The sequence below is a fragment of the Alkalihalobacterium sp. TH-98 genome (genome assembly GCF_057473385.1).
In genome coordinates, this window is the sequence record NZ_JBYCKM010000044.1 from 28,704 (window position 1) to 54,918 (window position 26,215).

A 26,215-nucleotide genomic window follows, 5' to 3' on the forward strand; every position below is an offset into this window, starting at 1 on the left:
CTAATAAAGATTGACATCTGATCATTTTGAAAAGGAACGAATAAAATGAATGTAAACGACTTTGACTTTCACTTACCAGAAGAATTAATTGCTCAAACCCCTTTACTTGATCGAACGGCATCACGACTGCTTGTTTTAGATAAAGAAACGGGTGCAATAAACGACCGACATTTCTACGAAATCGTTGATTTTTTTAACGAGGGAGACTGTCTTGTATTGAATGATACGAGGGTGCTTCCTGCGCGGCTGTTTGGAATAAAAGAAGATACTGGAGCTAAAGTAGAAGTTCTTCTTCTCAAACAATTAGAAGGTGACTCTTGGGAAACGCTAGTAAAACCAGGTAGAAAGGTAAAAGAAGGAACGGAACTTGTATTTGGTGACGGAAAACTTCGCGGGATCTGTAGACAGAGTCTTGACCATGGTGGCAGAATTATCGAGTTTATGTATGAAGGGATATTTCATGAAATTTTAGATTCTCTAGGTGAAATGCCACTCCCACCTTACATTAAAGAACAGCTTGAAGATCAAGATCGTTATCAAACCGTTTTTGCTAAACATCGCGGGTCAGCTGCAGCACCAACTGCGGGGCTTCATTTTACTGAGGAACTTCTCGAGAAGCTTCGAGAAAAGGGTGTACATATTGCTTTTATTACGCTGCACGTTGGTTTAGGTACATTTAGACCAGTTAGTGTTGAGAGTATTGAAGAGCATGAGATGCATGCTGAGTTTTATCAAATGACTGAAGGAACAGCTGCACTTCTTAATCAGGTGAGGGAACAAGGTGGAAAAATTGTTGCTGTAGGTACAACGTCAGCCCGTACTTTAGAAACGATTGCAAGCCAATGTGATGGAGAGTTTGAAGCAGCTTCGGGATGGACGGATATTTTTATTTATCCTGGTTACAAATACCGGGGAATAGACTCTTTAATTACAAACTTTCACCTTCCAAAGTCAACACTAGTCATGCTCGTATCAGCATTGGCAGGAAGAGAGAATATACTTTCAGCTTATGAACATGCGGTCCGAAATAAATATCGCTTTTTTAGTTTCGGTGATGCTATGTTTATTAGAGAAGGAGGGCAACGTTAATTGTCTGCCGTAACCTATGAATTAATTAAAACGTGTAAACAATCTGGAGCTCGTCTTGGAAAAATCCATACTCCTCATGGCGTAATTGAAACACCGATCTTTATGCCAGTAGGGACATTAGCGACAGTGAAGACGATGAGTCCAGAAGAGTTAAAAGAAATCAACGCTCAAATCATCCTAAGTAATACGTACCACCTTTGGTTGCGACCAGGTCATGATATTATTAAAGAAGCAGGTGGCTTACATAAATTTATGAACTGGGACCGTCCCATCTTAACCGATTCTGGCGGGTTTCAGGTCTTTAGCTTAAGTGACTTACGTAAGATCGTAGAAGAGGGTGTTCATTTTAGAAATCATCTAAGCGGAGAGAAGCTGTTCCTTAGTCCTGAAGGTGCGATGGAAATCCAGAATGCGTTAGGACCAGACATTATGATGGCTTTTGATGAATGTCCACCATACCCTGCAGAATATGATTATATGAAAAGCTCTGTAGAACGAACGAGCCGTTGGGCCGAGAGGTGTTTAAAAGCTCATAAACGACCAGAAGATCAGGCGTTGTTCGGAATTGTCCAAGGCGGCGAATATGAGGAACTACGTAAGCAAAGTGCTGCTGATCTTGTCTCACTGGATTTTCCGGGCTATGCCATTGGTGGTTTATCCGTAGGTGAACCGAAAGATGTTATGAATCGAGTGTTGGAATTTACGACACCACTTTTACCGACAAATAAGCCTCGTTATTTAATGGGGGTAGGTTCGCCGGACGCTCTTATCGATGGTGCGATTCGAGGAATCGATATGTTTGATTGTGTTTTACCGACACGTATTGCCAGGAATGGGACATGTATGACAAGCACGGGACGTCTTGTTGTCCGTAATGCAAAATATGCTAGAGATTACCGACCACTTGATGAAAATTGTGATTGTCATGTATGTAAAAATTATAGTCGTGCCTATATTCGACATCTTGTAAAATGCGAGGAAACTTTCGGATTTCGACTTACCTCTTACCATAATCTTTATTTCCTGATAAAATTAATGGAACAAGTGAGACAAGCAATTCGTGAAGACCGTCTTCTTGACTTCAAAGAAGAGTTTTTCGAACAGTATGGATTTAATAAACCTAATGCGAAAAACTTCTAAAATCGTTCAAAGAATATGATCGTATGATCGTCTTTTTGAACACAGAACGAAAAACATTATATTTTATAAAGGGGGGAAATGAACATGGAAATGCTAGGTACGATTTTACCGTTGCTACTGATGTTTGCAATCTTCTGGTTTTTACTCATTCGTCCACAGCAAAAGCGTCAAAAAGCAATTCGTGAAATGCATGCAGCCTTACAAAAAGGTGATAAAATTATCACAATTGGTGGCTTGCATGGTGTCATTGATTCAATTGACGAAGACATCATGGTTATTCTTGTCAACGATAACCGCAAGCTTACGTTTGACCGTAATGCGGTACGTGAAGTTGTAAACCCAGATTGATGTACATAAAAGAGACTGACTCCTAAAGACTTGGTTCTACCGCCTATGGTAGTGTAGAAATGAACCTGAGCCTGTAAGTCAGTCTCTTTTTCTTTTTTTGTTAGGAAAGATAAATATAATTTGCTTAGAAATAAAACAAGCTGTCGCTCAAGTGTGTAAACTTAAAAGACAGCTTGTTTTATTTATTTTCCTACATTAACGCCAATTATTCCGCCAAAGACTGAAGCGAGTAAATAACCACCATGATATAAGTATTGTTCCATTGTGAAGGTTGAGTTGTAACCTAAATATTGGATCAAGAATGTGATGACTGTAAATAAAAGTGCAGTACCTGCTCCTACCATCCAACCTTTTTGTTTGGCTTTAACACCAGCTATCATTCCGCCGATGAAAAGCGCTAAAAAGGATACAATAAGAATAAACCAAGAAAATGATGCTTCAGTTAAAGAACTGAATGATAATATTAATGAAATAACAAAGCTAAAGGCAACAGCAATAAACAATACACCGATTAGACCATAAAGCATAGATCCGAATATCCCACGGTATACCAATGAAACCCTCTCCTCTCACCATTCATTTATAGGGGATGTTCAAAAAGTCTGGGAAAAATCTCTGTCAGTAGAAGATCTTTGACCTAAGCCCGCCACGTCCTGTGGAAACGTCGAAGTCACCAAATTCTGTGGAAGCTCGTTGGTTTGTTACAGCGTTCCTCACGTATTAGTAACATACGCTTTGGTACGGGACTCGCAACTGCACCGCCCTTGAACTTCTGGATCTTTTTGTCCTCCTTTTTGAACATGCACTTATACAGTTAATACAGCTTATTCATGCTTGGCCAAACATAGAATAAACTTTTTAAAAAAATGTTTGGTTTGTTAAAAATCAACATGAATGGGACATCCCTGACATAGGATGGTAGAAATAAGAGGGAGAGGAAAATTCAACATGGAAGTGACCTTAGCCTTTATCATTTTTATCATCAGTTACATATTCATCATTAGTGAAAAAGTTAATCGGGCATTAGTGGCCTGTTTAGGTGGAGTAGGAATGCTATTTGTTGGAATTATCGATTTGGACGGAGCTTTCCTGCAATATATTGATTGGCATACCATCTCGTTATTGTTAGCGATGATGATTTTAGTATCCATTACTAGTCAAAGTGGATTTTTCGAGTACATTGCCCTTCATGTTGCCAAATACGTAAATGGAAGACCCATTCCACTTCTTATATTAATATCGCTAATGACTGCACTCGGTTCAGCTTTTTTGAACAATGTGACTATGGTTCTATTAGTTGTTCCCATCATTCTAACTCTAACTAAACTATTAAAGCTTAATGCTGTCCCTTTTTTGTTATCGATCATACTGGCATCTAATATTGGAGGAACGGCAACCTTGATTGGGGACCCGCCTAATTTGATGATCGGGCAAGCTGTAGAGCATTTAACGTTTAATGATTTTCTTGTACATCTGGGTCCTGTGGTATTACTCATTTTTATAGTTGTCATGTTTGGGTTGGTGGCGTACTATCGAAATTCTTTACAAGTTTCATTAGAGGATCAGTCGAAGTTAGAAAGAGTGCGGCCAAAAGATTATTTAAAGGATAAAGTTTTATTATTAAAATCCATTTCGGTGTTAAGTATTACGACGATCGGCTTTATTATTCAACCGCTTTTGAATGTTGATATAACGAGTATTGCCATGGGTGGTGCGCTTCTGCTCATGTTGTTAACTTATCAAACGCAAGATGTAGAAGAAGTGTTCAAGTCGATAGAGTGGGTGACGTTATTCTTTTTTATCGGGTTATTTATGCTAGTAGGTGGTATTAAAGAGGTTGGCTTGATTGATGAAATTGCTAAGTCGATTATTTATTATACAGAAGGTGATTTACCAAAAACCGCTATTTATATCTTGTGGGGCTCAGGTATACTTTCTGGCTTTGTTGATAATATTCCGTTTGTGGCAGCAATGATACCAGTCATCCTTGAGTTTGAAAGTTACGGGATGACGAACTTAGATCCTTTATGGTGGGCCCTTGCTTTAGGGGCATGTCTTGGTGGAAATGCAACATTAATTGGCGCGACAGCAAATGTGATTGTTGCAGGCTTAGCAGTTAAAGCGAAACAATCCTTTAGCTATTTAGAGTTTTTAAAAGTAGGTGCCCCGGTCGCTCTTGTTTCGTTTATTATATCCACTATTTATATTTATTTTCGTTATTTGATCTATTTTTAAAAAATCTTTTGTCCGAATGGGAATGCAAAAAAAACTTTGGACGTGTTGCCAAAAGCTTCATCTCATTTTCTAACTGTCTAAGGCAAAAATAAAGCTAACTTTACTTGTTACAAGAAGGACTAGGTTTATTTTTCCTTTAGCTTAGGAAAGTCTTTATGACGTAGACGTAGGAGTGAGATGAAGGGAGGCGCGATCACTTGGATTTTTCAACGATAATTTTACGGACAATCTTTATTTATTTTATCATTTTGTTTATCTTTCGTTTCATGGGTAAACGTGAAATTGGTCAGTTATCAGTCCTTGACTTTGTCGTTTCTATTATGATTGCAGAGTTAGCAGTAATATCAATTGAGAATATTCGTGTCCCGATGCTACATACCATCATTCCGATCGTCGTACTTTCATTAATTCAAATTCTTTTTGCATATATATCGCTTAAAAGTGAGAATTTGCGAAAACTTGTAGATGGTAAACCTTCAGTTTTAATCAACCAAGGAAAAATTGATGAAGGAGAAATGCGAAAGCAGCGGTATAACTTTGATGACTTACTCGTTCAACTCCGGCAGAACAAAGTAAGTAAATTGTCTGATGTGGAGTTCGCTATCCTTGAACCTTCGGGAAAGTTATCGGTTATTGAAAAAGATAAAGACCGCCCAGATGATCAACAGCCAAGATTGCCATTACCGGTAATTCTCGATGGGAAAGTAAATGAAGATCATCTCGAACAACTCGGTAAAACGCCATTATGGTTAAGACAACAATTACGGAAGCTAGGTTATCGAGAAGTTAAAAAAATCTCTTATTGTGCTATACACGATGATGACAGCTTTTTTATTGATTTAAAGGATGAAAAATAAAGCAAGTCCCCCTTTATAGATGAAAGGGGGGCTATATTTTGTTCTTGGGCTTGTATAATTGAAAAAATTGTCCAATATAGTACATCCGTACAAGCAATAGGCTCCTTTCTGCAATAGGATGCAGTAGTAACAGAAAGGAGGAGACAAATGGATTATTATCAAATGTGCTGCAAGCACCGAGGAAAAGTTGTTACTATTTATGAAAAATGTGGACGTAGGCATTATGGCCGTATCGTTAATGTAGATCATCAATTTGTTTATATTGAACCCGTACACCCACATTCTAGTGGATTAGGTGGATTTAGTTATGGGTTTTATGGAGGATGGGGTTTCCGTCCATGGGGAGTTGGAGTCGTTCCAATTGCTTTAGCAGCAATCGGTGGATTTGCCTTAGCAAGCGCCTTCTTATGGTGGTAAAACCACAATTAGTATTATATAAGTAAACGGTACCAGGCACCTTTAACACATCAGTTCGTTAAAGGTGCCTGGTACCTAATTTTTTTAAGCTTTTGTGAATGGGGCTAGCCATTTTCCGATAAATGGTACCCGAATGATTTCTTCTCTTTTGATTAAACCGAATACGATCAGGAGTAATCCGTAGAATAGGCCAACAATCATTAGGGAGAGCAGGGTCTTAACAAGTAAGCTCATCGATAAGAAAGCATGTTCATATAAGAGCATTCCAACGGCTCCAGTCGCAATCATTGCAAGTAGCGATTTACCGACTTCTCGAACATGCAACGTAAAGCTTAACACTTTAACAATAGAAGCAAAGTGTAACAGCGTGACAAGGACCATACCAATTACGATTGCTAAGGCGGCTCCCATGATTCCAAGCTCTGGTCTAGTTGCAAGAACAAATATAGCGGCTGTTTTAATGACGGCGCCGAATAAACTGTTCATCATCGCAGCTTTTGCTAAATTTAAAGCTTGCAAAGTCGCTTGTAACGGCCCCTGAAAATATAAAAAGATGCTAAATGGTGCCATGACTTGTAGATAGATAGCTGTGTTTGGAGCATTATACATTAATGACATAATCGGCTCTGCGAATATATATAAAACGACAACAGATATTCCACCTGAAATAAGGGCGAGTCGTAAAGCTTGGTCCAAACGATGATTAATTAATCGATACTTTTTTTGTGCAGCTGCTTCACTAATTGCTGGGACAAGTGAAACTGATAAGGAATACGTGATAAAGGTCGGTAATAAAAGCAGTGGGATAACAAACCCTGCTAGTTCACCGTACTGCTTAGTGGCAACGACAGTTGCGACACCAGCAATTGCGAGACTTTGAGCAACAACAATTGGTTCAAAGAAAAAAGCAATGGAGCCGATGAGTCGACTACCCGTTGTTGGAAGCGCAATACTCATAAGTTCATTAAATGTAGTTTTTCCTTGACGCAAGTAATCCATAAAGCCTTTTCGAATGCGAATGCGCTTATTAGTTTTAAACATAAACAGCATGTAGAGGAGTGAGGCAAGTTCACCAATAACGACAGAGACCATCGCACCGGCCGCAGCGTATTCGACCCCGTAAGGTAAAAACGCACTTGTCATAACGGCTACTAGTGTAATTCGTACAACTTGCTCGATGACTTGAGAAAAAGCGGTGGGCCGCATATTTTGACGACCTTGAAAATATCCTCTAAGCACACTCGATAAAGCTACAATTGGGACAATCGGTGCAATGGCAATTAGGGGAAGGTAAGCTCGTTCATCTGTTAACAGGGTTTTAGCAATGATAGGTGCAAAAGCAATCATAGCTGTAGTAAAAATACCACTTAAAATTCCTGTCGTTGCTAGCGAAACAACAAGGATTCTTTTTATCTTTTTGCGATCTTTTTTAGCTTCAGCTTCCGCGACTAATTTCGAAATCGCAACTGGCAGTCCTAATTGTGTAATGGTGATTACGAGTAAGAGGGTTGGTACAGCCATACTATAAAGCCCTACACCTTCAGCACCCATAATTCTAGCGACTACAATTTTATTTATAAACCCTAAAATACGTGTAATTAGTCCAGCTAATATTAAAATAATTGTACCTTGTATAAAGGTTTGTTTTGACATGTGAGAAGCCCTACTTTCTAATAATGTGGTCTATGTCTACATTCATTTATATGCAAGCAAGGTGGTCAAGCATGACAAGTTGTTAGGTGAAAAATAATATCTGAAAAATGAATTGACATAACTGTTAGAAAGTGAGAAGATGACTTTTGATTCTGAATGTTGACAGCATAAATAAAACAAGCTGTACATAAATTGAAATACATCTCATTGTTAAAGGGGATTCAATATGTTTGAGTGGAAAAATATCTTTCGCGGTATGATGATTGGCATATCTGACCTTGTTCCCGGTGTAAGTGGAGGTACAATTGCTGTTATCCTTGGAATTTATGATCGTTTAATTGCAGCAATTAGTGGTTTCTTTAGTCGAAAGTGGAAAGATTATCTGGGCTTTTTAATCCCGTTAGCCATCGGAGCAATATTAGCAGTTTTTCTCTTAAGTCATCTAATTAAATGGTTGTTAGAGTACTATCCACAGCCTACTTATTTCTTCTTTCTAGGTTTAATAGGCGGAATTATTCCCTACCTATTTAGCAAGATAGATTATAAGAATACGTTTAAGCCTGCACATTATTTAGTTCTGGTTGTGTCTAGTATTGCTATTGGATCGACGGTCTTGTTTGTTGAAAGAGAAAGTCATACATTAATTGAATCGGTGACAGCTTCATCTGGATTAGTATTTTTCTTCTCGGGCTGGATTGCCAGCATGGCGATGTTATTGCCTGGAATTAGCGGATCTTTTGTCTTGTTATTACTAGGTGTATATCATTCTGTTATTCACGCTGTTGCGGAGTTAAACCTATTGATTATCCTAATTGTTGGGGCAGGCGTAGGTGTTGGCTTAGTTGTGAGTAGTAAGATCATTCGTTTCTTACTAAAGACGTTACCCGTTTTCACATATGCTTTTATCATTGGGATGGTCATCGGATCAATCGTAGTCATTTTCCCTGGAATTGAAAATAACATAATGTTACTGATCATTAGCATTGTAACGTTCATCGTTGGTTATTTCGTAGCTACAATCTTTGGCAAAATGGAAACCAATCGTAATGGAAAACTGTCCTAAGGGGCAGTTTTTTTTATGGGCTGAACACCATTGCTGATTAAAACCAAAAGCAGAGATTGATGAACCGTAAAGGAAAACTACGGGAGTCCATGAACCAAAACCGCAGAATGGTGAGCGGTAGAGGGAAAAAATAGGAGAAAGTGTGAACGAAAAGCACCGAATGATGAGCGGTAGAGGGGAAAATTAGGAGAAAGCGTGAATGAAAAGCAAGGAATGGTGAGCGGTTAAGGGAAAAACTAGGAGAAAGCAAGAACCAAAAGCAGAGAATGATGAGCAGTAGAGGGAAAAACTAGGAGAAAGCAAGAACCAAAAGCAAGGAATGATGAGCGGTAGAAGGAAAAAATAGGAGAAAGCGTGAACGAAAAGCACCGAATGATGAGCGGTAGAGGGAAAAGTTAGGAGAAAGTATAAACGAAAAGCACCGAATGGTGAGTTGTAGAGGGAAAATTTAGAGAAAAGCATCAAACAAAAGCGCAGAATAGTACAGGTTAAAGGAAACAACTTGAAAATCCGCGAACGAATTACAACGATTATTATCCGATAGCCACGAAAATCCACCAACAAACGAAAAACAAAAACCATATGAATATAATAGTTTTTTTATCACGAATAAGATTATAATGGAAGAAAGGGGAAAAAGGAGAGTCGATTGAATGAAACAGCAGTTTGAAGTTTGGAAAGATGATGTCCTGCCTGCGTTGCAAAGTAAAGTAGAAGAGTTTCAGATGCTTGGATATAACAAAGCGACAGTAGATCACTTATGGAAAAGTGTAATGTACAAATTACGTAAGAAGAAGGAATATATACATCTCCATGAATTTGTTAATGTGATTTTAACCCTTCGTGCCCCGGATTATATGAATTATTTAACTGTGGAAAATTACAATGCTAGCGATTGGTTTGCAAATGAAGGAGTTATTGAAGAGTTAGTTGGAGAGGAAAACAACTAAACTGCAATACTAACCTATAATTGACATGGAAAAAGTACAATAGCTATAATTGAACTATTGCTTATTTTTTGGACAAGTATAATTGTTGTGATTGTTAAGGAGGAAGTTCATACTATGGTGAAAAAAGGTCGTATTTTTACTTTTTTTCTCATTGTAATTATTCTTGGTGGTTTAATAAGTACGACCATTATGGGAATTGCAAAGGAAATTAAGTTAGGTTTAGATCTTCAAGGTGGATTTGAAATTTTATATCAAGTCAAGCCTGTGGATGAAGGCGGTGTCATTGATGATGACGTCCTCAATGCAACTGTAAGTGCTCTAAATCAACGTGTTAACGTTCTAGGTGTTTCGGAGCCATACATAACAATTGAAGGTGAAGACCGAGTTAGGGTTCAGTTGGCTGGAGTAGAAGATCAGCAAACGGCACGTGATTTACTAGCGACTGAAGCACAGCTAACCTTCCGTGACGTCGATGATGTCGTTAAATTAGATGGGGCGGACCTTCAAGAAGGCGGGGCACGCGTAACTTTTAATGAGGCGAACCAACCAGAAGTAGCGGTTACGCTAAAAGATGCGAACCAGTTTGGTGAAGTAACGAGAGAAATTCGTGATCGAGCTCCACAAGGTGAAAACCTTCTTGTCATTTGGTTAGATTTTGAAGAAGGCGATAGCTTCTATGGAGAAGTAGGAAAAGAAAATCCTAAATTTTTATCAGCACCAACTGTTAGGGAAGTATTAAATACAAGAAATGTCGTCATCCAAGGAAACTTTACGATTGATGAAGCGACGTTTTTAGCAGAAGTACTGAATGCTGGTGCTCTTCCGGTTCAACTAGATGAGCTTTATTCCAACTCAGTTGGAGCCTCACTCGGTGAACAAGCGATGAAGAATACGATCTTCGCCGGATTTATTGGCGTCGCGCTTATTTTTATCTATATGTTAATTTTCTATCGTTTCATGGGGACAATCGCAGTTATTACTTTATCCGTGTACATTTTCCTCGTCCTCGTTATTTTTAACTGGATGAATGCGGTATTAACATTGCCAGGGATTGCTGCATTAATTTTAGGTGTTGGGATGGCAGTAGATGCCAATATCATCACATATGAACGAATTAAAGAAGAAATTCGTTCCGGAAAATCGATCATGTCAGCGTTTAAAGCTGGAAGTAGGCGTTCGTTATCGACGATACTTGATGCAAACATCACAACAATTTTAGCGGCTAGTGTTCTGTTTTACTATGGGACAAGTTCTGTACAAGGTTTTGCGATTATGTTAATTGTAAGTATCTTAACGAGCTTTTTAACAGCTGTTTACGGTTCAAGATTATTATTAGGGCTTTGGGTAAATAGTCGAATTTTTAACAAAAAGCCTCGTATGTTTGGTGTAAAGGAGAGTGAGATCAATGAGCTTTAATTTTCATGACCGGACGATTGACTTTGTCAAGCACCGTAAAAAGTTTTTCATCCTTTCTTTGGTCGCAGCTCTCGTTGGAGTGGTCTTACTCTCAACCGTTGGATTAAATCTAGGTATTGATTTTGAAAGTGGTTCACGAGTTGAAGTGGCGACAACTGAACCTGCTACAGCAGCGCAAATTATGGAAGACTTTGCTAGTATCGGTGAAGGGTACACCCCAGATGATATTACGATGGCAGGAGAACAAAATAATCTTGTTCACGCACGTTTCATTGGTCAGCTTGAACCAAATGAGATTGCTGAGATCCAAATCTATTTTAACGAAAAATACGGCGCAGAACCGAATGTGAGTACAGTATCTCCGATGGTTGGTAAAGAGCTGGCCCGTAATGCTTTAATTTCGGTACTGATCGCTTCGGTTGGAATTGTTATCTATGTAGCGATCCGCTTTGAATGGCTTTATGGGGTCGCAGCGGTTGTGGCGTTATTCCACGATGCATTCTTTATTATTGCTGTATTTAGCGTCGTGCAGTTTGAAGTCAATGTTCCATTTATTGCAGCTGTACTGACGATTGTAGGTTATTCAATAAATGATACGATCGTTACTTTTGACCGCATTCGGGAAAATATGAAAAAAGCAAAGCGCGTGAAGTCTTTTGATGATTTAGCTAATATCGTTAATGTGAGTTTAACGCAAACATTGGCCAGGTCGATTAATACGGTTGTTACTGTCATCCTAGCTGCGGCTGCGATCTTCATTTTCGGTGGAGAAGCGATTCGCTCATTCGCATTTGCCCTCGTTATTGGATTAGTAGCCGGAACGTATTCTTCAATTTTCTTAGCGGCTCAATTATGGCTCGTATGGAAATCTAAGCAATTAGAGAGAAGAAAATTTAAAAGTAAGCCCCAAGCTGAAGGGGAAGTATAAAATACTTAAGGTCATGGTGCATACCGTGGCCTTTTTGTTGGTATAATTTACTTATGTGCTTTTTTACACGGAATAGATCTAATACGTAAGATTTAATACGATATTGAGAAGGTGACAGTATGGATGAAGATATTCGCTATCAGAAAGTAAAGATGGGTGCATGGATTGGGATAATCGGTAATATTATTTTAGCCGTTATTAAAGGCGTCGTTGGATTTCTTTCCAACAGTCGCGCTTTAATTGCTGATGCTGTTCACTCAGCTTCTGATGTCGTAGGTTCAGTTGCTGTGCTCATTGGTGTTCGTGCAGCGAAAATGCCTCCTGATCGCGACCACCCGTACGGACATGGAAAAGCTGAGTCCATTGCTGCGATTATTGTTGCAGTACTTCTGTTTATCGTTGGTGTTGAAATTGCGATTGATGCTATAAAGGCATTTTTTGAACCGATTGCCGTTCCAAAAGTGATAGCCATCTATGCTGTCGTTTTTTCAATCGTTGTGAAAGAAATTATGTTTAGATATAAGTATCATTTGGGTAAGAAATATAGAAGTGAAGCGTTAATAACAGATGCATGGCATCACCGATCTGACGTTTTTTCATCAATAGCCGCTTTGCTTGGTATTGGTGGTTCCATTATTGGAGGAGCTGTCGGAATTCCATGGCTCGTCTATGCAGATCCAGTCGCTGGATTATTTGTCTCGATATTAATCGTTAAAATGGCGTGGAGTCTCGGAAGTCAGTCGATCCACAATACGTTAGATCATGTTCTCCATGAAGAAGACACGGTAGAGATGAAAAAAGCTGTCACTTCGGTTGAAGGGGTTTTAAATCTTGATGAATTTCTAGCAAGAGAACACGGTCATTATGTCATCATCGATTTAAAAATTGCTGTCGACCCTTACATTACGGTTAAGGAAGGTCATGCAATCGGGAAAGCAGTGAAGAAGAGACTGCTTGAAGAAAACCATGTCCACGATGTGTTAGTGCATATTAACCCATATGAAAAAAATAAGGAGGGGACGTAAAATGCGCGGTCAATGGGGTTTTATATTAGGAATTATTGCTGCACTTATTATTGCAATTTTTGCTGTTATCAATGTTGAAGCGGTTCGTGTCAATTATTTATTTGGAACGGCCGATTGGCCATTAATTCTCGTTATTATCGGGTCTGTATTAATGGGCGGGATTATTGTTGGCGCAGTAGGTATGGTTAAAGTTTACCAACTCCAACAGGAGATAAAGCGTTTAAAGCAAACGAACGCTGCTAAAAACAGTCCAAAGAGTCAAAAGGAAAAGGACATCAATCAAGATGAACAAAAAAAAGAAGGTAGTGAGCAGACGGAAATGAAGGGAAAATAAAATCGATTTAGCTGCGATTTTTTCTTTGGTAAATGAGCAACTCATTAAAGCGGACGGACATTAATATTTCCCTTTCATAGAAAACTACCAGATTATTATTCATTGCCCCCCTATGACCCCTCTTGTATAATAGTTAGGTCAAGGGGTGTTTTTTATGCTTAAATCAAGCAAGAGATGGAAGCTAGCACAGCTAGAACAAGATAAAGTGGATCTATTAGTAAGTGAGTTGAACTTAACACCAATCGTGGCAAAATTGCTCGTACTAAGAGGTATTGAAACGGTGGAGGCTGCCACACGTTTTTTATATAAAGAAGAAGTTTCTTTTTATGATCCTTTCTTATTAGATGGGATGAGAGAAGCCGTTGAACGAATTAAATTGGCTATTGAGAGAAATGAAAAGATCTTAATCTTTGGTGACTACGATGCGGATGGTGTTAGTAGTACGTCCGTTATGATTTATTTGATGCGAGAATTAGGAGCCGATTTTAATTACTATATTCCGAATCGCTTTACTGAAGGATATGGCCCTAATGAAGCTGCTTTTCGCCAAGCTAAGCTTGATGGCTATGATTTAATTATTACAGTGGACACAGGAATATCTGCTGTTCATGAAGCAGAAGTAGCTAAAGAAATTGACATTGACCTTATTATTACGGATCACCATGAAGCGCCGCCGCAATTGCCAGATGCCTATGCGATTGTAAATCCTAAAAAGCCAGGATGTACATATCCGTTTAAAGGCTTAGCGGGAGTTGGAGTAGCATTTAAACTAGCACATGCCTTACTAGATGAAGTACCTGCCCATTTATTAGACATTGTAGCGATAGGGACCATTGCAGATCTTGTACCGTTAGTGGATGAAAATCGACTTCTTGCTAAAAAAGGAATTGAAGCGTTACAGCGTACGACGAAGCCTGGTTTAAAAGCATTAAAGAAGATAGCAGGTATTGATACTCAGGTAATGAACGCGGAGCATGTCGGTTTTGCAATTGGCCCTCGTATTAATGCAGCAGGACGGCTTGATTCAGCAGACCCAGCAGTAGAACTTATGACGACAGATGATGAGTTGACTGGAAAAGAAATAGCTGAAGAAATCGATCAACTAAATAAAGAAAGAAAAGCAATCGTCGACGAAATGGCAAAAGAAGCGATTGAACAAGTGGAAACACAGTTTCCACCTTCTGAGAATCATGTTTTAATCGTTGGAAAAGAAGGATGGAACCCAGGTGTTATCGGGATTGTAGCTTCACGGTTAGTGGAAAAGTTTTATCGACCGACGATCGTGCTGAGCATTGATAAGGAAAAAGGAGTAGCAAAAGGATCTGCTAGAAGTATTGAAGGATTTGATATGTTTGTCAATTTATCTGAGAGTAGAGATATCCTTCCACACTTTGGTGGTCACCCTATGGCTGCTGGACTTACAATGAAAATTGAGCATATCGAAGAGCTTAGAAGTCGGTTAAATAAACAAGCGGATGAACTTCTTACAAAAGAGGATTTTGTACCAGTTACGAATGTTGACCTTGTGGCTAAGTTAGATGAAATTTCACTAGATGTCATTAATCAGTTAGATGAATTAGCTCCTTATGGCGTAAGTAATCCCATACCAAAAGTCATGATTGAAGATGTGAATATCGGACAAATCCGCCGAATCGGCAGTGATGAAAACCACTTAAAGGTCATTTTCGAACAAGATGGAACAACGTTAGATGGTATTGGTTTTCAACTAGGTTATGTTCATCCTGAAATCAATCCAGCTGCGAAGGTTTCTGCGGTTGGTACGGTATCAGTCAATGAATGGAACGGACATTGTAAGCCCCAACTGTTTATTGAAGATGTTCAAGTAAACGAATGGCAGCTGTTTGATTGGCGAAATGCCAAAAAATTAGCAGAGAATATTATTTCATTACCGAAACAAAAACGGAAATTAATTGCATTCCAATCTACTACGATGGATAAGCTAGGTTTAGACACTTTAAATGAAGAAGTTTGTTATGTCGGTTCCGGGGAAGTAGATATAGCTAGTAAATATATTGTACTGTTAGATTTACCAAGGTCTACCGAGCAATTAGAAGAGTTACTCCTAAAGGAAAAAGCAGGTCCAGAACGTATCTATTCAGTATTTTATCAAGAAGATTCAAACTATTTCTCAACACTTCCGAAACGAGAACACTTTAAATGGTATTATGCATTTTTATCGAAAAAGGGATCCTTTGATATTAAACGCTATGGTCAACAACTAGCTACACATAAAGGCTGGTCTAAAAATACGGTAGATTTTATGACACAGGTGTTTTTTGAATTAGATTTTGTTACAATAAACAATGGTATTATTAGCCTGCATCCTACCCCTTCGAAAAAAGGACTCGACGAATCTGAGACGTATCAACGAATGACAGAACAGTCGAAGCTAGAGCAGCAATTTTTATATTCCTCTTATTATGAGTTGAAGCTCTGGTTCGATCAAGCAATAGACCAGGTAAGAAAAGTTAAGGAGTCGGTATAAGAGATGGATTTTAAACAGTATATTACGATAGTAGAGGATTACCCAAAAGAGGGTATTCGATTTAAGGACATTACAACTTTAATGCAAGATGGACAAGCGTATAAAAAAGCGATTGAAGAATTAGCGAGTTTTGCTCGCGAAAAAAATGCTGACGTTATTGTAGGTCCAGAAGCACGTGGCTTTGTTGTCGGATGTCCAATTGCTTTCGAATTAGAAAAAGGTTTTGTTCCTGTTCGTAAAAAAGGAAAGCTTCCCCGTGAAGTTATTTCTGTAGATTATGGATTAGAGTATGGAAATGATAGTCTTACGATTCATAAGGATGCTATTCAAAAGGGGCAACGCGTAGTAATTGCGGATGACCTTCTTGCCACTGGTGGAACAATCGAAGCAACAATTAATATGGTTGAACAGCTAGGTGGAGAAGTAGTCGGAATTGCGTTCCTAATTGAGCTGACTTACCTTGATGGAAGAGATAAGCTTAAAGATTACGATGTGTATACATTAACACAATATTAAAAAAATAAATAAAGGCTGACTTAAAAGTAAATTGTCAGGAGCCTCCATAATGACTATAGTTCTTTGGAACAAAGGTAATAGTTATAGGTCATAACATGCGAGGAACCGAATACTTTTAGGTCAGCTTTTTTAGATGTTGTGATCAACGTTGAAATTGCGTCTTCCACTCCGCCCAAATAGAAAAAAGTTTTCATTCTTTACTATATATAGTACGCAAGCTGTTGAATCCACTGATCAACGCTTTGAGCTTTAGATTTTAGGGCTATAATTCTAAATTCTCGTCAAAAATATAAATGAAGTTCGACATTTTTCGTATTTTATCTTTACACATATAGGCTACTTAATGATAATATAAAGAAATATAGAAAAAATGGGACCAATTATGTAGGGATAAAAAGGTGATTCCATGACGATAGATCAATTATTTGAAAAAGCAGAACGTTATCTTTCAGAGAAAGATATGGCGTTTATAAAAAAAGCATATGCATACGCAGAAGAAGCCCATAGTGAGCAGTACCGAAAATCAGGGGAACCGTATATTCACCATCCGATTCAAGTGGCTGGAATTCTAGTTGAGTTAGGGATGGATCCTGATACAATTGCAGCCGCTTTTCTTCATGATGTCGTTGAAGACACAGACGTAACGATTGAGGAACTGAAAGAAGCTTTTAATAGTGAAGTTGCGATGCTGGTAGATGGCGTTACAAAACTTGGGAAAATTAAATATAAGTCAAAAGAAGAGCAACAGGCTGAAAATCACCGAAAAATGTTTGTGGCGATGGCAAAAGATATTCGGGTGATCTTAATTAAATTAGCCGACCGTCTTCACAATATGCGTACGTTGAAACATTTACCGCCTGAAAAACAACGTCGTATTTCAAACGAGACGTTAGAGATTTTCGCTCCATTAGCTCATCGTTTAGGGATTTCAACGATTAAATGGGAGTTAGAAGACACAGCTCTTCGTTATCTAGATCCACAGCAATACTATCGAATTGTTAACCTGATGAAGAAGAAGCGTGCCGAGCGAGAGCAGTATGTAGATGAGGTTGTTAAGAGGATACGAGAGAACTTAAATGACATTCATGTAACTGCGGATATCTCAGGTCGGCCAAAACATATCTATAGTATTTATCGGAAAATGGCGCTTCAAAATAAACAGTTTAATGAAATCTATGATTTATTAGCTGTTCGTATTATCGTGAAGAATATTAAAGATTGCTATGCCGTTTTAGGTGTAATTCATACGTGTTGGAAACCAATGCCTGGTCGTTTTAAGGACTATATTGCGATGCCGAAAGCGAACATGTATCAGTCTTTACACACGACTGTACTAGGACCGAATGGTGATCCGTTGGAGGTTCAAATTCGTTCAGAAGAAATGCACCGAATTGCAGAATTTGGGGTTGCAGCTCACTGGGCTTATAAAGAAGGAAAACACGTTGGAAATGATGATGGATCACTAGAAACGAAATTAACTTGGTTCCGAGAAATTATCGAGTTTCAAAATGACTCACAAGATGCTCAAGAATTTATGGAATCACTTAAAATCGATTTATTTTCTGATATGGTCTTTGTTTTCACGCCAAAAGGTGATGTAATTGAACTTCCTAGGGGATCAGTGCCGTTAGATTTTGCATACCGAATCCACTCCGAAATTGGAAACCGCTGTATTGGGGCAAAAGTTAATGGGAAGATGGTTCCGCTTGATCATGCACTGAAGACCGGTGACATCATCGAAATTATGACGTCAAAACACTCTTATGGACCTAGTCAAGACTGGATTAAAATTACACAAAGCTCACATGCAAAAAATAAGATCCGCCAATGGTTTAAAAAAGAACGCCGCGAAGAAAATGTGATGAAGGGTAAAGAAGTCATTGAACGAGAAGTTAAAGCATTAGACTTAGACCCTAAAGATGTCATTACAGCAGAAAACCTGGCGGAGGTGGCTCAAAAATTCAGTTTTGCAGGCGAAGAGGATATGTTCGCAGCCGTTGGCTATGGCGGAATGAGTCCGAAACAGATTGTAAACCGTCTAGCAGAGAAATTTAAAAAGGACACTGAACCAGAGCAAGAACAACAATCTCTCGCGCAAGCGGTAGCCGAAATTCAAACGTTGGCACCTAAGAAGAAAACGAGTACAGGTGTAACCGTAAAAGGTGTCGATAATTTATTAATCCGTTTATCAAAATGTTGCAATCCTGTTCCAGGTGATGACATTATTGGCTACATCACGAAAGGCCGGGGAGTGTCCATTCACCGCACGGACTGTCCAAATGTATTAACGGATGAAGCGAAAACGCGCCTGTTGGAAGTAGAGTGGGAAGCTAATCATCTAGAGAACAAAAATTACAACGTCGATATCGAAATTACCGGTTTTGACCGTAATGGATTACTAAATCAAGTACTTCATGCGGTAACAGAATCGAGAACAACGATTAATGCAGTGTCCGGTCGTTCGGATCACCGAAATAAAGTCGCAACGATTCATATGACGATTTTAATTCAAAATGTAGATCACTTGCATAAGGTGGTCGAAAAAATAAAACAACTACCCCATATTTATTCAGTACGAAGAATTATGCATTAAGGAGTTTTAATATGAAAGTCGTTTTACAAAGAGTAAGTGAAGCGTCCGTAAAGGTCAATGAAGAAGTAGTCGGAAGAATTGATTCTGGTTTGATGTTACTCGTTGGTATTACGCATGAAGATACGATTGAGGATGTTCAGTATCTAACGGATAAAATTGTTAACCTTCGTATTTTTGAAGACGAGGAAGGAAAATTAAATCTTTCTCTGTTAGATGTTGGTGGCCAAATTTTATCAATTTCTCAATTCACATTATATGGTGATTGTCGAAAAGGGCGTAGACCGAACTTTATGGGAGCAGCTAAACCAGATGTAGCTGAACCTTTATATGAAACGTTTAATGAACAATTACGTCAAAAAGGCGTTCAAGTAGAAACCGGTGTATTTGGTGCAATGATGGATGTACAACTCATCAATCATGGTCCCGTTACATTAATTTTGGATAGTAAACAAAATTAACAGAGTTTTTCTTCCAAAACTGAAAGAATTAGTTGATTTTTGGTTAAGCTAGTTCTTGATGTTACTACGGAAGGAAGATTAGATGCGGACAAGTATGAAGCAAGAAGGTAGCGGAAGAAATGAACACCAGCTATTTCATGTGAACTTTCACGATTTTGTAGAAAAAGAAAACAGCAGTACAAGTATGGAACTCGCAGATGAGTTTGGATTGTCGTTAAGAGAAGTAAAGCAATTGAAGAAAAAGCTTGGACGAAACTAAAAATTTATTGACAACTTTATTAAACATTCGTATGATAAAAAGCAAATGCAAAGACCGTAACAAACCGATGATGGGGAATAGTAGTTAAGGTGGCACATGTTAAGAGAGGAAATGCCGTGGCTGTAAGCATTTCTACATGGACCTTAATGAATGAACACTCCGTAGGTTTTTTTCTGAAAACTGTTGGTTAGTAGGAAAAAACGTAAGCAAGGCGTTAACTGCTTAAAGTGGAAGCTTAGGCTTCAATAAGGGTGGCACCACGGGTATAACTCTCGTCCCTGATTGATTTATAATCAGGGATGGGAGTTTTTTTATATTGCAATGAAAATGAAGTGTTCAACAAAGGTATTTTACTTGAACCTTTGTAAGCTTTAATAGATGTTTGAAATGGGAGGATCATGATGAGTATACATATTCCAAGAGGTACACAAGACATATTACCTGGAACTTCAGAGCTGTGGCAGTATGTCGAAGCCAAGGCACAAGATATTTGCCGCCGGTATAACTATAAAGAAATACGCACACCAATTTTTGAACATACCGAACTTTTTCAGCGCGGGGTTGGGGATACGACAGATATCGTTCAAAAAGAAACGTATACATTTACAGATCGCGGCGATCGAAGCTTAACGTTAAGACCAGAAGGAACAGCTTCAGTTACAAGAGCATTTGTAGAAAATAAGTTATATGGAAATCCGGGACAACCGACGAAACTCTATTATATCGGTCCTATGTTCCGTTATGAGCGTCCACAATCTGGGAGAATGCGTCAATTTGTTCAATTTGGTATTGAAGCGCTCGGTAGTAATGATCCTGCAATAGATGCCGAAGTAATGGCACTTGCCATGGAGTTTTATCGTGAACTTGGGTTATCAGGTTTAAAACTTGTTATTAATAGTCTTGGAGATACGGAAAGTCGCATTGCACACCGTGAAGCATTAATCAATCATTTTAAGCCGAGAATAAATGAGTTTTGTTCAGATTGTCAGCAACGTCTCGAGAAAAACCCGCTGCGAATTTTAGACTGTAAAAAAGATAGAGATCATGAATTAATGGCAACAGCGCCTTCGATCTTAGATTATTTAAATGAGGAGTCAGTCGCATACTTTGAAAAAGTAAAACAACACCTTGATGCAATGGGCATTTCCTATGTCGTTGATCAAACATTAGTACGTGGTTTAGATTACTATAACCATACGGCTTTTGAGATCATGATAGAAGGTGAAGGGTTCGGTGCGATTACAACATTATGTGGCGGTGGCCGTTATAATGGACTTGTTGAAGATATTGGTGGCCCAGAAACACCAGGGATTGGCTTTGCTCTAAGTATCGAACGTTTGCTTATGGCACTAAAAGCTGCAAACATCGATATCCCAATCGAACAAACGATTGATTGTTACCTTGTGGCACTTGGTGAAGAGGCAAAAGACAAGAGTGCCAGCCTATTGTTTGAACTGCGTAAAGCGGGGTTATCTGCTGAAAAAGATTATCTAGATAAAAAGGTTAAAGCACAATTTAAGGCTGCTGATCGACTAGAAGCGAAGTATACAGCTGTACTAGGAGATGATGAACTAGCAGCTAATAAAATTAATGTTAAAGAAATGAGCACTGGAGAGCAAGTTGAAGTATCACTCAATGATTTTATTACATATATGCAAGATAGATTAAAGGAGGAGTAAGAATGATAGGGAGAACACATCAATGCGGCCAAATATTGGAAAATACAATTGGAGAACGAGTGCAATTAAAAGGTTGGGTACAAACTCGTCGTGACCTTGGGCAAGTTATTTTTATTGATTTACGAGATCGCTCAGGGATTGTTCAAGTCGTTTTTAACCCTGAAATATCAAAAGATGCCCATGCAATTGCAGATCGCGTACGTGGTGAATTTGTTTTAGATGTAGAAGGTACAGTTGTTAAACGTGAAGATGAAACGATTAATGAAAAAATTCCTACTGGAAGAGTCGAAGTACATGTTGATAAAATTACAATTTTAAATGCATCTAAACCGCTTCCGTTCCAGATTGAAGAAGATACAGATGCTTCTGAAGATGTTCGTTTACGCTATCGTTATCTAGACTTACGTAGACCAGATATGCAAAACATCTTTAAATTACGTCATCAAACGACGAAATTAATTCGTGATACACTAGACAATGAGCAATTCTTAGAAATGGAAACACCAATGTTAACGAAAAGTACGCCTGAAGGAGCACGTGACTATTTAGTACCAAGTCGTGTGCACCATGGTGAATTTTATGCACTTCCGCAATCACCACAGCTTTTTAAACAGTTATTGATGGTATCTGGATTCGAACGTTACTATCAAATCGTTCGTTGTTTCCGTGACGAAGATTTACGAGCAGACCGTCAACCAGAATTTACTCAAGTCGATATCGAGACTTCGTTCATGGATAAAGAAGACTTACTTGCCATGATGGAAAACATGATGGCAAAAATCATGAAGGAACTAAAAGGAATTGAAGTTTCAACTCCTTTCCAGCGTTTAACGTATGATGAAGCAATGAATCGATATGGGTCAGATAAGCCAGATACACGCTTTGGCTTAGAGTTATCCGAGTTAACAGATGTAATGAAAAACTCACAGTTTAAAGTGTTTGCTAATGCGATTGCTAACGGTGGAATTGTAAAAGGTTTGAATGTAAAAGGGGCAGCTACAAAACTGACTCGTAAAGAAATTGATGATTTAGCACATTTTGTAGCTATTTATGGTGCAAAAGGTTTAGCTTGGCTTAAAGTCGAAGAAAACGAGTTAAAAGGACCAATCGCAAAATTCTTAAGCGAAGAAGAGGCTGCAGGCATGCGTGAAGCGATGAGTGCTGAACCGGGCGATTTATTATTTTTTGCAGCGGATAAGAAACAAGTTGTGTATGACAGCTTAGGTGCACTTCGTCTTAAATTTGGTAAAGACCTAGACTTAATCGATAAATCTAAATTCAATTTCTTATGGGTAGTTGATTTCCCACTTGTAGAATTTGATGAAGATGCTAATCGTTACGTCGCTCTTCACCATCCATTTACTAGTCCAAAAACAGAAGATCTACATCTGCTTGATACGGATCCAGGTCAAGTACGTGCAGAAGCATATGACCTAGTTTTAAACGGATATGAACTTGGTGGAGGGTCTCAACGTATTTATCAGCGTGATGTACAAGTAAAAATGTTCTCTGCTCTTGGTTTCTCTGAAGAAGAAGCTAAAGAACAATTTGGTTTTCTTTTAGATGCCTTTGAATATGGTACACCACCACACGGCGGAATTGCGTTAGGACTAGATCGCCTTATTATGCTATTAGCAGGCCGAAACAACTTGCGTGATACAATCGCATTTCCTAAGACAGCTAGTGCAAGTTGTTTATTAACTAATGCACCAAGTTCGGTTAGTGAGGCACAATTACGTGAGCTGAACTTATCTACCGTTCCTAAAAAAGAGGAAGAAAAGAAAGTTCAAATATAAACTTTAAGTTGACAAAGATAGAATAATCGCATTATAATCATAACTATTAAAATTCAAATAATTAGTTGTAAATATAAAACTTATCACGAGAGGCTGAGGGACTGACCCGATGACGCCCGGCAACCGGTTTGTATGCCAGACAAACAAAGGTGCTAATTTCAGCAGAGCAATTGCTCTGAAAGATAAGTGGAGGCGTTTTTAAAAAAAACCTTTCCCTTATCGGAAAGGTTTTTTTATTTTATGCACAAATAGTTGGTGTAGATGTTTGAAGAATAGAGCCGGTACTAAGTATAAATGAACGGTAATGCAATGCTTGAGGAGTTAACGGGGCGCAAGTTAGTGTTTTATATAAGGAGGAGCTTAGGATGTTAAATGTTGGGGTTATCGGGTTCGGAACAGTCGGTTCGGGTATTTATGAGAGGTTACTGAATTCAAGAGAGGAACTAAAGGAGATATTTCAAACTGAAGTTCAGGTGACAAAAATTCTCGTGAAGGACGATACAAAAGATCGTGGTTATACTCAAGTAAAAACACTTATAACAAGTGACCCTAATGAGTTTTTTAATCAACAGTACGATATTGTCTTTGAAGCAATTGGCGGGGTTGAACCTGCTAAAGGCTATATTGTGAAGCTCATTCAATCAGGTACAGCGATTATTACAGCAAATAAAGAATTAATTGCAAAGCACGGTAAAGAACTTGAAGAGCTTGCTCGCCAAAACGGGGTTTATTTAGGATTTGAAGCGGCTGTTGGTGGCGGAATACCGATTGTGAATAGCTTCAAAACGTTATTTTCTACAACCCCGATTCATTCTGTGACGGGAATATTGAATGGGACAACGAATTATATTTTAACGGAAATGAAAGAGAAAAATCGGTCGTTTGCTGATGTGTTAGCAGAAGCGCAACAATTAGGTTATGCCGAGGCGGATCCTACAGATGATATTGAAGGATATGATGCATTATATAAACTCCAAATTTTAAGTCGTCTTGCGTTTAACTCATGGCCGAATGAAAATAACTTTTCCTGTAAGGGGATTAATGTCATTGAGGAGGAGGCGATGGATTTTGCGGAAAGAAATGAATTAGCGATAAAATTGATTGCTAGAACCTCCATTGAAGCTGGGGTTATTCATGGGTTTGTATCACCTGCATTCGTTACAAAAGATCATCCGTTATATAATATTAACGGAGTGACGAACGGTGTCTGTATTGACGGTGCAACCATTGACCGTATTACGATGAGCGGTCCAGGTGCAGGGAAGAATGCAACAGCAAATAGTATGGTAGAAGATTTTGTTCTGCATGAGCAATTTCAAGGGTTTAATCGTCCATTAAGTCAACAACAAAACGATAGAGCCAACGATGAATTGAGTGTAATTGTCTTTGTTTCCGAACCAGAAAAGGAACAATTCTATGCGGATTTACTAAGTATATCAAGCGAGGTTGAAATCGAAACCGGTTTTTACGAAAAGCAAGCGGTGATCCTTAAATTAACTAAAGGCAAGTCCTTGAATGACTTACCTCCTTTATTACAGCAAGTCAGCTACCCGTTATTAGGTAAGGTAGCTGTTAATAAAGTCGCTTTACCTTCTTAAATGTATCAATAAAAGGAGTTGGATTGGTTTTTACGAGATGTGGTAAAACACCTTGATTTGTATGCAAATACAAAAAGCCAATCTTTTCTGTTGCTTGACGGTAAGAAATATCAAATACATGTTCTAAAAGAAACTCTTTGTCTCGTGAGCGAATTTTATCATTGAAGAGCTCCATGTCGAAGTTTCTTTCGACTGTGTACTTCTTCGTATATTCGATTTTTTGTTCGACTTCAATGCAAACTTGTGTTGTAATAGGCTTCATGGAAAACATCCTTTATAAAAAAGATAAGAAACTTTGCTTGTAGAAATAAAATTTTAGGGGACTCAAGGGCCCTTATTCCTTTAAGAAGCATGCCTTTTAGTACGTAACGGACTCAGAGGCCCTTATTCCTTAGTATTTATAGTCACTTTTAGTGAATTTAAGCAAATAGGGTCCTCTCAGTCCTCTAAATCCATAATGTTGCCGATTTTCCATAAATAAGGCCTTCTGAGCCCGCTAAAGATATCTTAAACTGATCAGAGCGTGTAGCCTTTGTTTCATACGAAGGGCTCCAGTCCATCCGCTCGAGGTCGCTTCGGTCATTCAAAAGTGTGCAAAGGTCAGGACACTAATTGCTGGCCCTCTAGCGCTTCTTGCCGCTAAGCAGGGCACCCCTCCACCTTTCATTGTCTAGTTCCAGCGCCCAGCGTCTAGTGGACTTCGCTCTTCTCCTTACGATAAGTCAACATCAGCTCGTTAGCACTCACTGTGTATCTCATACGAAGGGCTCCAGTCCATCCGCCGCTAAACGGTCGCTTCCACCTTTCATAATTCCTACTGACACTTTAGCATAGCTTATTTCATTTCGCAAAAATACACTTAATAGAAAATTCTGAAAAATTTATTTTTCCGCTTGAACCTCATCCTTTTTTGTGCTATTATTTCCTTAACAAAGTAAGAGTCCTAGCGTGTTCGTGAGCGACTGACAGTTTTGAGCCAACACTTTTTTATTGGGAGTATTAAGTCTTCTTTTGGAATACATGCCTTCATTTGTGAGGACGTATAAAGAAAGAAGCTGGACACCCACCTGCGAGAGCAGGTTCAAAACTAGGGAGTTACGGCACTTTGGGTCTCTTATTTATTTTATTAACAATCCGAGCTGACTGTTACGCTTCTCAATCGATGTGTAATGTGTATTTACTACACGTGATGATGTCGAAAAGAAGTGGATACATATAGTCAGCTTTTTCTTATGTCTGCTGGTCTTTTGGTACATAATAATAATGAGTAAAAATAGGTTTCTTAACACTATAGATTTTTTATGGCAGCTATGGTATATTTTACCCCGACTACTTTTATAGGTATAATCAGTATA

The 26,215-nt window shown here is 38.6% G+C and carries 24 protein-coding genes, 1 other RNA gene, 1 riboswitch and 1 other annotated feature; of the genes, 21 read left to right on the forward strand and 4 right to left on the reverse strand.

The genetic code is table 11. From position 1 onward, the window contains the following. Positions 1-45: 45 nt before the first annotated feature. The 3 genes from queA (at position 46) to yajC (ending at position 2,577) form a co-directional block, all read left to right on the forward strand. Positions 46-1,089 (forward strand): tRNA preQ1(34) S-adenosylmethionine ribosyltransferase-isomerase QueA, encoded by a 1,044-nt coding sequence (gene queA, locus AC2VNP_RS15205; RefSeq protein WP_486918144.1) that lies wholly within the window; start codon positions 46-48, stop codon positions 1,087-1,089. After that, entirely contained in the window at positions 1,090-2,229 is a 1,140-nt protein-coding gene (tgt, locus tag AC2VNP_RS15210; protein WP_486918145.1) for a tRNA guanosine(34) transglycosylase Tgt, read from the forward strand. Positions 2,230-2,313: 84 nt separating this feature from the next. Continuing rightward, entirely contained in the window at positions 2,314-2,577 is a 264-nt protein-coding gene (gene yajC / locus AC2VNP_RS15215; RefSeq protein ID WP_486918146.1) for a preprotein translocase subunit YajC, read from the forward strand. A 182-nt stretch (positions 2,578-2,759) separates the two neighbouring features. On the opposite strand, the gene AC2VNP_RS15220 is transcribed toward yajC, so the two are convergent. Continuing rightward, positions 2,760-3,131: a TIGR04086 family membrane protein gene (locus AC2VNP_RS15220; protein ID WP_275119628.1), complete on the reverse strand. Its 372-nt coding sequence runs from the start codon at positions 3,129-3,131 to the stop codon at positions 2,760-2,762. Between the two features lie 394 nt (positions 3,132-3,525). Between AC2VNP_RS15220 and AC2VNP_RS15225 the strand changes: the two genes are divergently transcribed. From AC2VNP_RS15225 to AC2VNP_RS15235, 3 genes are all read left to right on the forward strand, one after another. Continuing rightward, positions 3,526-4,812, forward strand: a complete 1,287-nt coding sequence (locus AC2VNP_RS15225) for an ArsB/NhaD family transporter (protein ID WP_486918147.1) — start codon at positions 3,526-3,528, stop codon at positions 4,810-4,812. A gap of 197 nt (positions 4,813-5,009) precedes the next feature. Next, positions 5,010-5,669 carry a DUF421 domain-containing protein gene (locus AC2VNP_RS15230; RefSeq protein WP_486918148.1) on the forward strand — a complete coding sequence of 220 codons (660 nt, stop codon included), beginning with the start codon at positions 5,010-5,012 and terminating at the stop codon, positions 5,667-5,669. Positions 5,670-5,816: 147 nt separating this feature from the next. Beyond that, complete coding sequence (locus AC2VNP_RS15235) at positions 5,817-6,086, forward strand: hypothetical protein (RefSeq protein WP_486918149.1); 270 nt, start codon at positions 5,817-5,819, stop codon at positions 6,084-6,086. An 84-nt stretch (positions 6,087-6,170) separates the two neighbouring features. On the opposite strand, the gene spoVB is transcribed toward AC2VNP_RS15235, so the two are convergent. Next, entirely contained in the window at positions 6,171-7,739 is a 1,569-nt protein-coding gene (spoVB, locus tag AC2VNP_RS15240; protein WP_486918150.1) for a stage V sporulation protein B, read from the reverse strand. A 226-nt stretch (positions 7,740-7,965) separates the two neighbouring features. On the opposite strand from spoVB, the gene AC2VNP_RS15245 reads away from it, so the two are divergent. The 14 genes from AC2VNP_RS15245 to AC2VNP_RS15310 all read left to right on the forward strand — a co-directional run bounded on the left by AC2VNP_RS15245 (position 7,966) and on the right by AC2VNP_RS15310 (position 24,860). Then, positions 7,966-8,802, forward strand: coding sequence for a DUF368 domain-containing protein (locus AC2VNP_RS15245; RefSeq protein ID WP_486918151.1), 837 nt, complete (start codon positions 7,966-7,968; stop codon positions 8,800-8,802). A 653-nt stretch (positions 8,803-9,455) separates the two neighbouring features. Further along, positions 9,456-9,752, forward strand: a complete 297-nt coding sequence (locus AC2VNP_RS15250) for a post-transcriptional regulator (protein WP_486918152.1) — start codon at positions 9,456-9,458, stop codon at positions 9,750-9,752. A 114-nt stretch (positions 9,753-9,866) separates the two neighbouring features. Then, on the forward strand, positions 9,867-11,168 hold the full coding sequence (gene secD, locus AC2VNP_RS15255) for a protein translocase subunit SecD (protein ID WP_486918153.1): 1,302 nt from the start codon (positions 9,867-9,869) through the stop codon (positions 11,166-11,168). Continuing rightward, a complete protein-coding gene (gene secF / locus AC2VNP_RS15260) occupies positions 11,158-12,096 on the forward strand; it encodes a protein translocase subunit SecF (RefSeq protein ID WP_486918154.1) in 939 nt (312 codons plus the stop codon). The genes secD and secF overlap by 11 nt, the downstream gene beginning before the upstream one ends. A 119-nt stretch (positions 12,097-12,215) precedes the next feature. Then, positions 12,216-13,121, forward strand: coding sequence for a cation diffusion facilitator family transporter (locus AC2VNP_RS15265; protein ID WP_486918155.1), 906 nt, complete (start codon positions 12,216-12,218; stop codon positions 13,119-13,121). A 1-nt stretch (position 13,122) separates the two neighbouring features. Then, entirely contained in the window at positions 13,123-13,455 is a 333-nt protein-coding gene (locus AC2VNP_RS15270; protein WP_486918156.1) for a LapA family protein, read from the forward strand. Between the two features lie 154 nt (positions 13,456-13,609). Further along, entirely contained in the window at positions 13,610-15,961 is a 2,352-nt protein-coding gene (recJ, locus tag AC2VNP_RS15275) for a single-stranded-DNA-specific exonuclease RecJ (protein ID WP_486918157.1), read from the forward strand. 3 nt (positions 15,962-15,964) lie between these two features. Next, a complete protein-coding gene (locus AC2VNP_RS15280) occupies positions 15,965-16,477 on the forward strand; it encodes an adenine phosphoribosyltransferase (protein ID WP_486918158.1) in 513 nt (170 codons plus the stop codon). Between the two features lie 406 nt (positions 16,478-16,883). After that, positions 16,884-19,070: a RelA/SpoT family protein gene (locus AC2VNP_RS15285; protein ID WP_486918159.1), complete on the forward strand. Its 2,187-nt coding sequence runs from the start codon at positions 16,884-16,886 to the stop codon at positions 19,068-19,070. 11 nt (positions 19,071-19,081) lie between these two features. Continuing rightward, positions 19,082-19,528, forward strand: coding sequence for a D-aminoacyl-tRNA deacylase (gene dtd / locus AC2VNP_RS15290; protein ID WP_486918160.1), 447 nt, complete (start codon positions 19,082-19,084; stop codon positions 19,526-19,528). A gap of 82 nt (positions 19,529-19,610) precedes the next feature. Next, on the forward strand, positions 19,611-19,787 hold the full coding sequence (locus tag AC2VNP_RS15295; RefSeq protein ID WP_275119643.1) for a hypothetical protein: 177 nt from the start codon (positions 19,611-19,613) through the stop codon (positions 19,785-19,787). Between the two features lie 58 nt (positions 19,788-19,845). After that, positions 19,846-20,070: a binding site (T-box leader), on the forward strand. A 118-nt stretch (positions 20,071-20,188) separates the two neighbouring features. Continuing rightward, complete coding sequence (hisS, locus tag AC2VNP_RS15300; RefSeq protein WP_486918227.1) at positions 20,189-21,466, forward strand: histidine--tRNA ligase; 1,278 nt, start codon at positions 20,189-20,191, stop codon at positions 21,464-21,466. 2 nt (positions 21,467-21,468) lie between these two features. Next, positions 21,469-23,262: an aspartate--tRNA ligase gene (gene aspS / locus AC2VNP_RS15305; protein ID WP_486918161.1), complete on the forward strand. Its 1,794-nt coding sequence runs from the start codon at positions 21,469-21,471 to the stop codon at positions 23,260-23,262. A gap of 77 nt (positions 23,263-23,339) precedes the next feature. Next, positions 23,340-23,451: riboswitch (SAM riboswitch) on the forward strand. 176 nt (positions 23,452-23,627) lie between these two features. Then, complete coding sequence (locus AC2VNP_RS15310; protein ID WP_486918162.1) at positions 23,628-24,860, forward strand: homoserine dehydrogenase; 1,233 nt, start codon at positions 23,628-23,630, stop codon at positions 24,858-24,860. Here AC2VNP_RS15310 and AC2VNP_RS15315 read toward each other — a convergent pair. Beyond that, on the reverse strand, positions 24,835-25,122 hold the full coding sequence (locus AC2VNP_RS15315; RefSeq protein WP_486918163.1) for a hypothetical protein: 288 nt from the start codon (positions 25,120-25,122) through the stop codon (positions 24,835-24,837). The two genes, AC2VNP_RS15310 and AC2VNP_RS15315, sit on opposite strands and share 26 nt — an antisense overlap. A 184-nt stretch (positions 25,123-25,306) precedes the next feature. Then, complete coding sequence (locus AC2VNP_RS15320; protein ID WP_486918164.1) at positions 25,307-25,447, reverse strand: hypothetical protein; 141 nt, start codon at positions 25,445-25,447, stop codon at positions 25,307-25,309. Between the two features lie 350 nt (positions 25,448-25,797). Between AC2VNP_RS15320 and ssrS the strand changes: the two genes are divergently transcribed. Then, a non-coding RNA gene (gene ssrS / locus AC2VNP_RS15325) (6S RNA) lies at positions 25,798-25,976 on the forward strand. The last annotated feature ends 239 nt before the right edge of the window (positions 25,977-26,215 follow it).

What these genes read in the sequence shown, in the direction of transcription:
- AC2VNP_RS15245 (WP_486918151.1), top strand. Translation starts at nt 7,966, where the DNA reads ATGTTTGAGTGGAAAAATATCTTTCGCGGTATGATGATTGGCATATCT.
- AC2VNP_RS15295 (WP_275119643.1), top strand. Translation starts at nt 19,611, where the DNA reads ATGCGGACAAGTATGAAGCAAGAAGGTAGCGGAAGAAATGAACACCAG.
- secF (WP_486918154.1), top strand. Translation starts at nt 11,158, where the DNA reads ATGAGCTTTAATTTTCATGACCGGACGATTGACTTTGTCAAGCACCGT.
- AC2VNP_RS15265 (WP_486918155.1), top strand. Translation starts at nt 12,216, where the DNA reads ATGGATGAAGATATTCGCTATCAGAAAGTAAAGATGGGTGCATGGATT.
- dtd (WP_486918160.1), top strand. Translation starts at nt 19,082, where the DNA reads ATGAAAGTCGTTTTACAAAGAGTAAGTGAAGCGTCCGTAAAGGTCAAT.
- aspS (WP_486918161.1), top strand. Translation starts at nt 21,469, where the DNA reads ATGATAGGGAGAACACATCAATGCGGCCAAATATTGGAAAATACAATT.
- hisS (WP_486918227.1), top strand. Translation starts at nt 20,189, where the DNA reads ATGAGTATACATATTCCAAGAGGTACACAAGACATATTACCTGGAACT.
- AC2VNP_RS15250 (WP_486918152.1), top strand. Translation starts at nt 9,456, where the DNA reads ATGAAACAGCAGTTTGAAGTTTGGAAAGATGATGTCCTGCCTGCGTTG.
- AC2VNP_RS15315 (WP_486918163.1), bottom strand. Translation starts at nt 25,122, where the DNA reads ATGAAGCCTATTACAACACAAGTTTGCATTGAAGTCGAACAAAAAATC.
- AC2VNP_RS15225 (WP_486918147.1), top strand. Translation starts at nt 3,526, where the DNA reads ATGGAAGTGACCTTAGCCTTTATCATTTTTATCATCAGTTACATATTC.
- AC2VNP_RS15280 (WP_486918158.1), top strand. Translation starts at nt 15,965, where the DNA reads ATGGATTTTAAACAGTATATTACGATAGTAGAGGATTACCCAAAAGAG.
- AC2VNP_RS15285 (WP_486918159.1), top strand. Translation starts at nt 16,884, where the DNA reads ATGACGATAGATCAATTATTTGAAAAAGCAGAACGTTATCTTTCAGAG.
- AC2VNP_RS15310 (WP_486918162.1), top strand. Translation starts at nt 23,628, where the DNA reads ATGTTAAATGTTGGGGTTATCGGGTTCGGAACAGTCGGTTCGGGTATT.
- queA (WP_486918144.1), top strand. Translation starts at nt 46, where the DNA reads ATGAATGTAAACGACTTTGACTTTCACTTACCAGAAGAATTAATTGCT.
- secD (WP_486918153.1), top strand. Translation starts at nt 9,867, where the DNA reads ATGGTGAAAAAAGGTCGTATTTTTACTTTTTTTCTCATTGTAATTATT.
- AC2VNP_RS15270 (WP_486918156.1), top strand. Translation starts at nt 13,123, where the DNA reads ATGCGCGGTCAATGGGGTTTTATATTAGGAATTATTGCTGCACTTATT.
- recJ (WP_486918157.1), top strand. Translation starts at nt 13,610, where the DNA reads ATGCTTAAATCAAGCAAGAGATGGAAGCTAGCACAGCTAGAACAAGAT.
- AC2VNP_RS15235 (WP_486918149.1), top strand. Translation starts at nt 5,817, where the DNA reads ATGGATTATTATCAAATGTGCTGCAAGCACCGAGGAAAAGTTGTTACT.
- yajC (WP_486918146.1), top strand. Translation starts at nt 2,314, where the DNA reads ATGGAAATGCTAGGTACGATTTTACCGTTGCTACTGATGTTTGCAATC.
- spoVB (WP_486918150.1), bottom strand. Translation starts at nt 7,739, where the DNA reads ATGTCAAAACAAACCTTTATACAAGGTACAATTATTTTAATATTAGCT.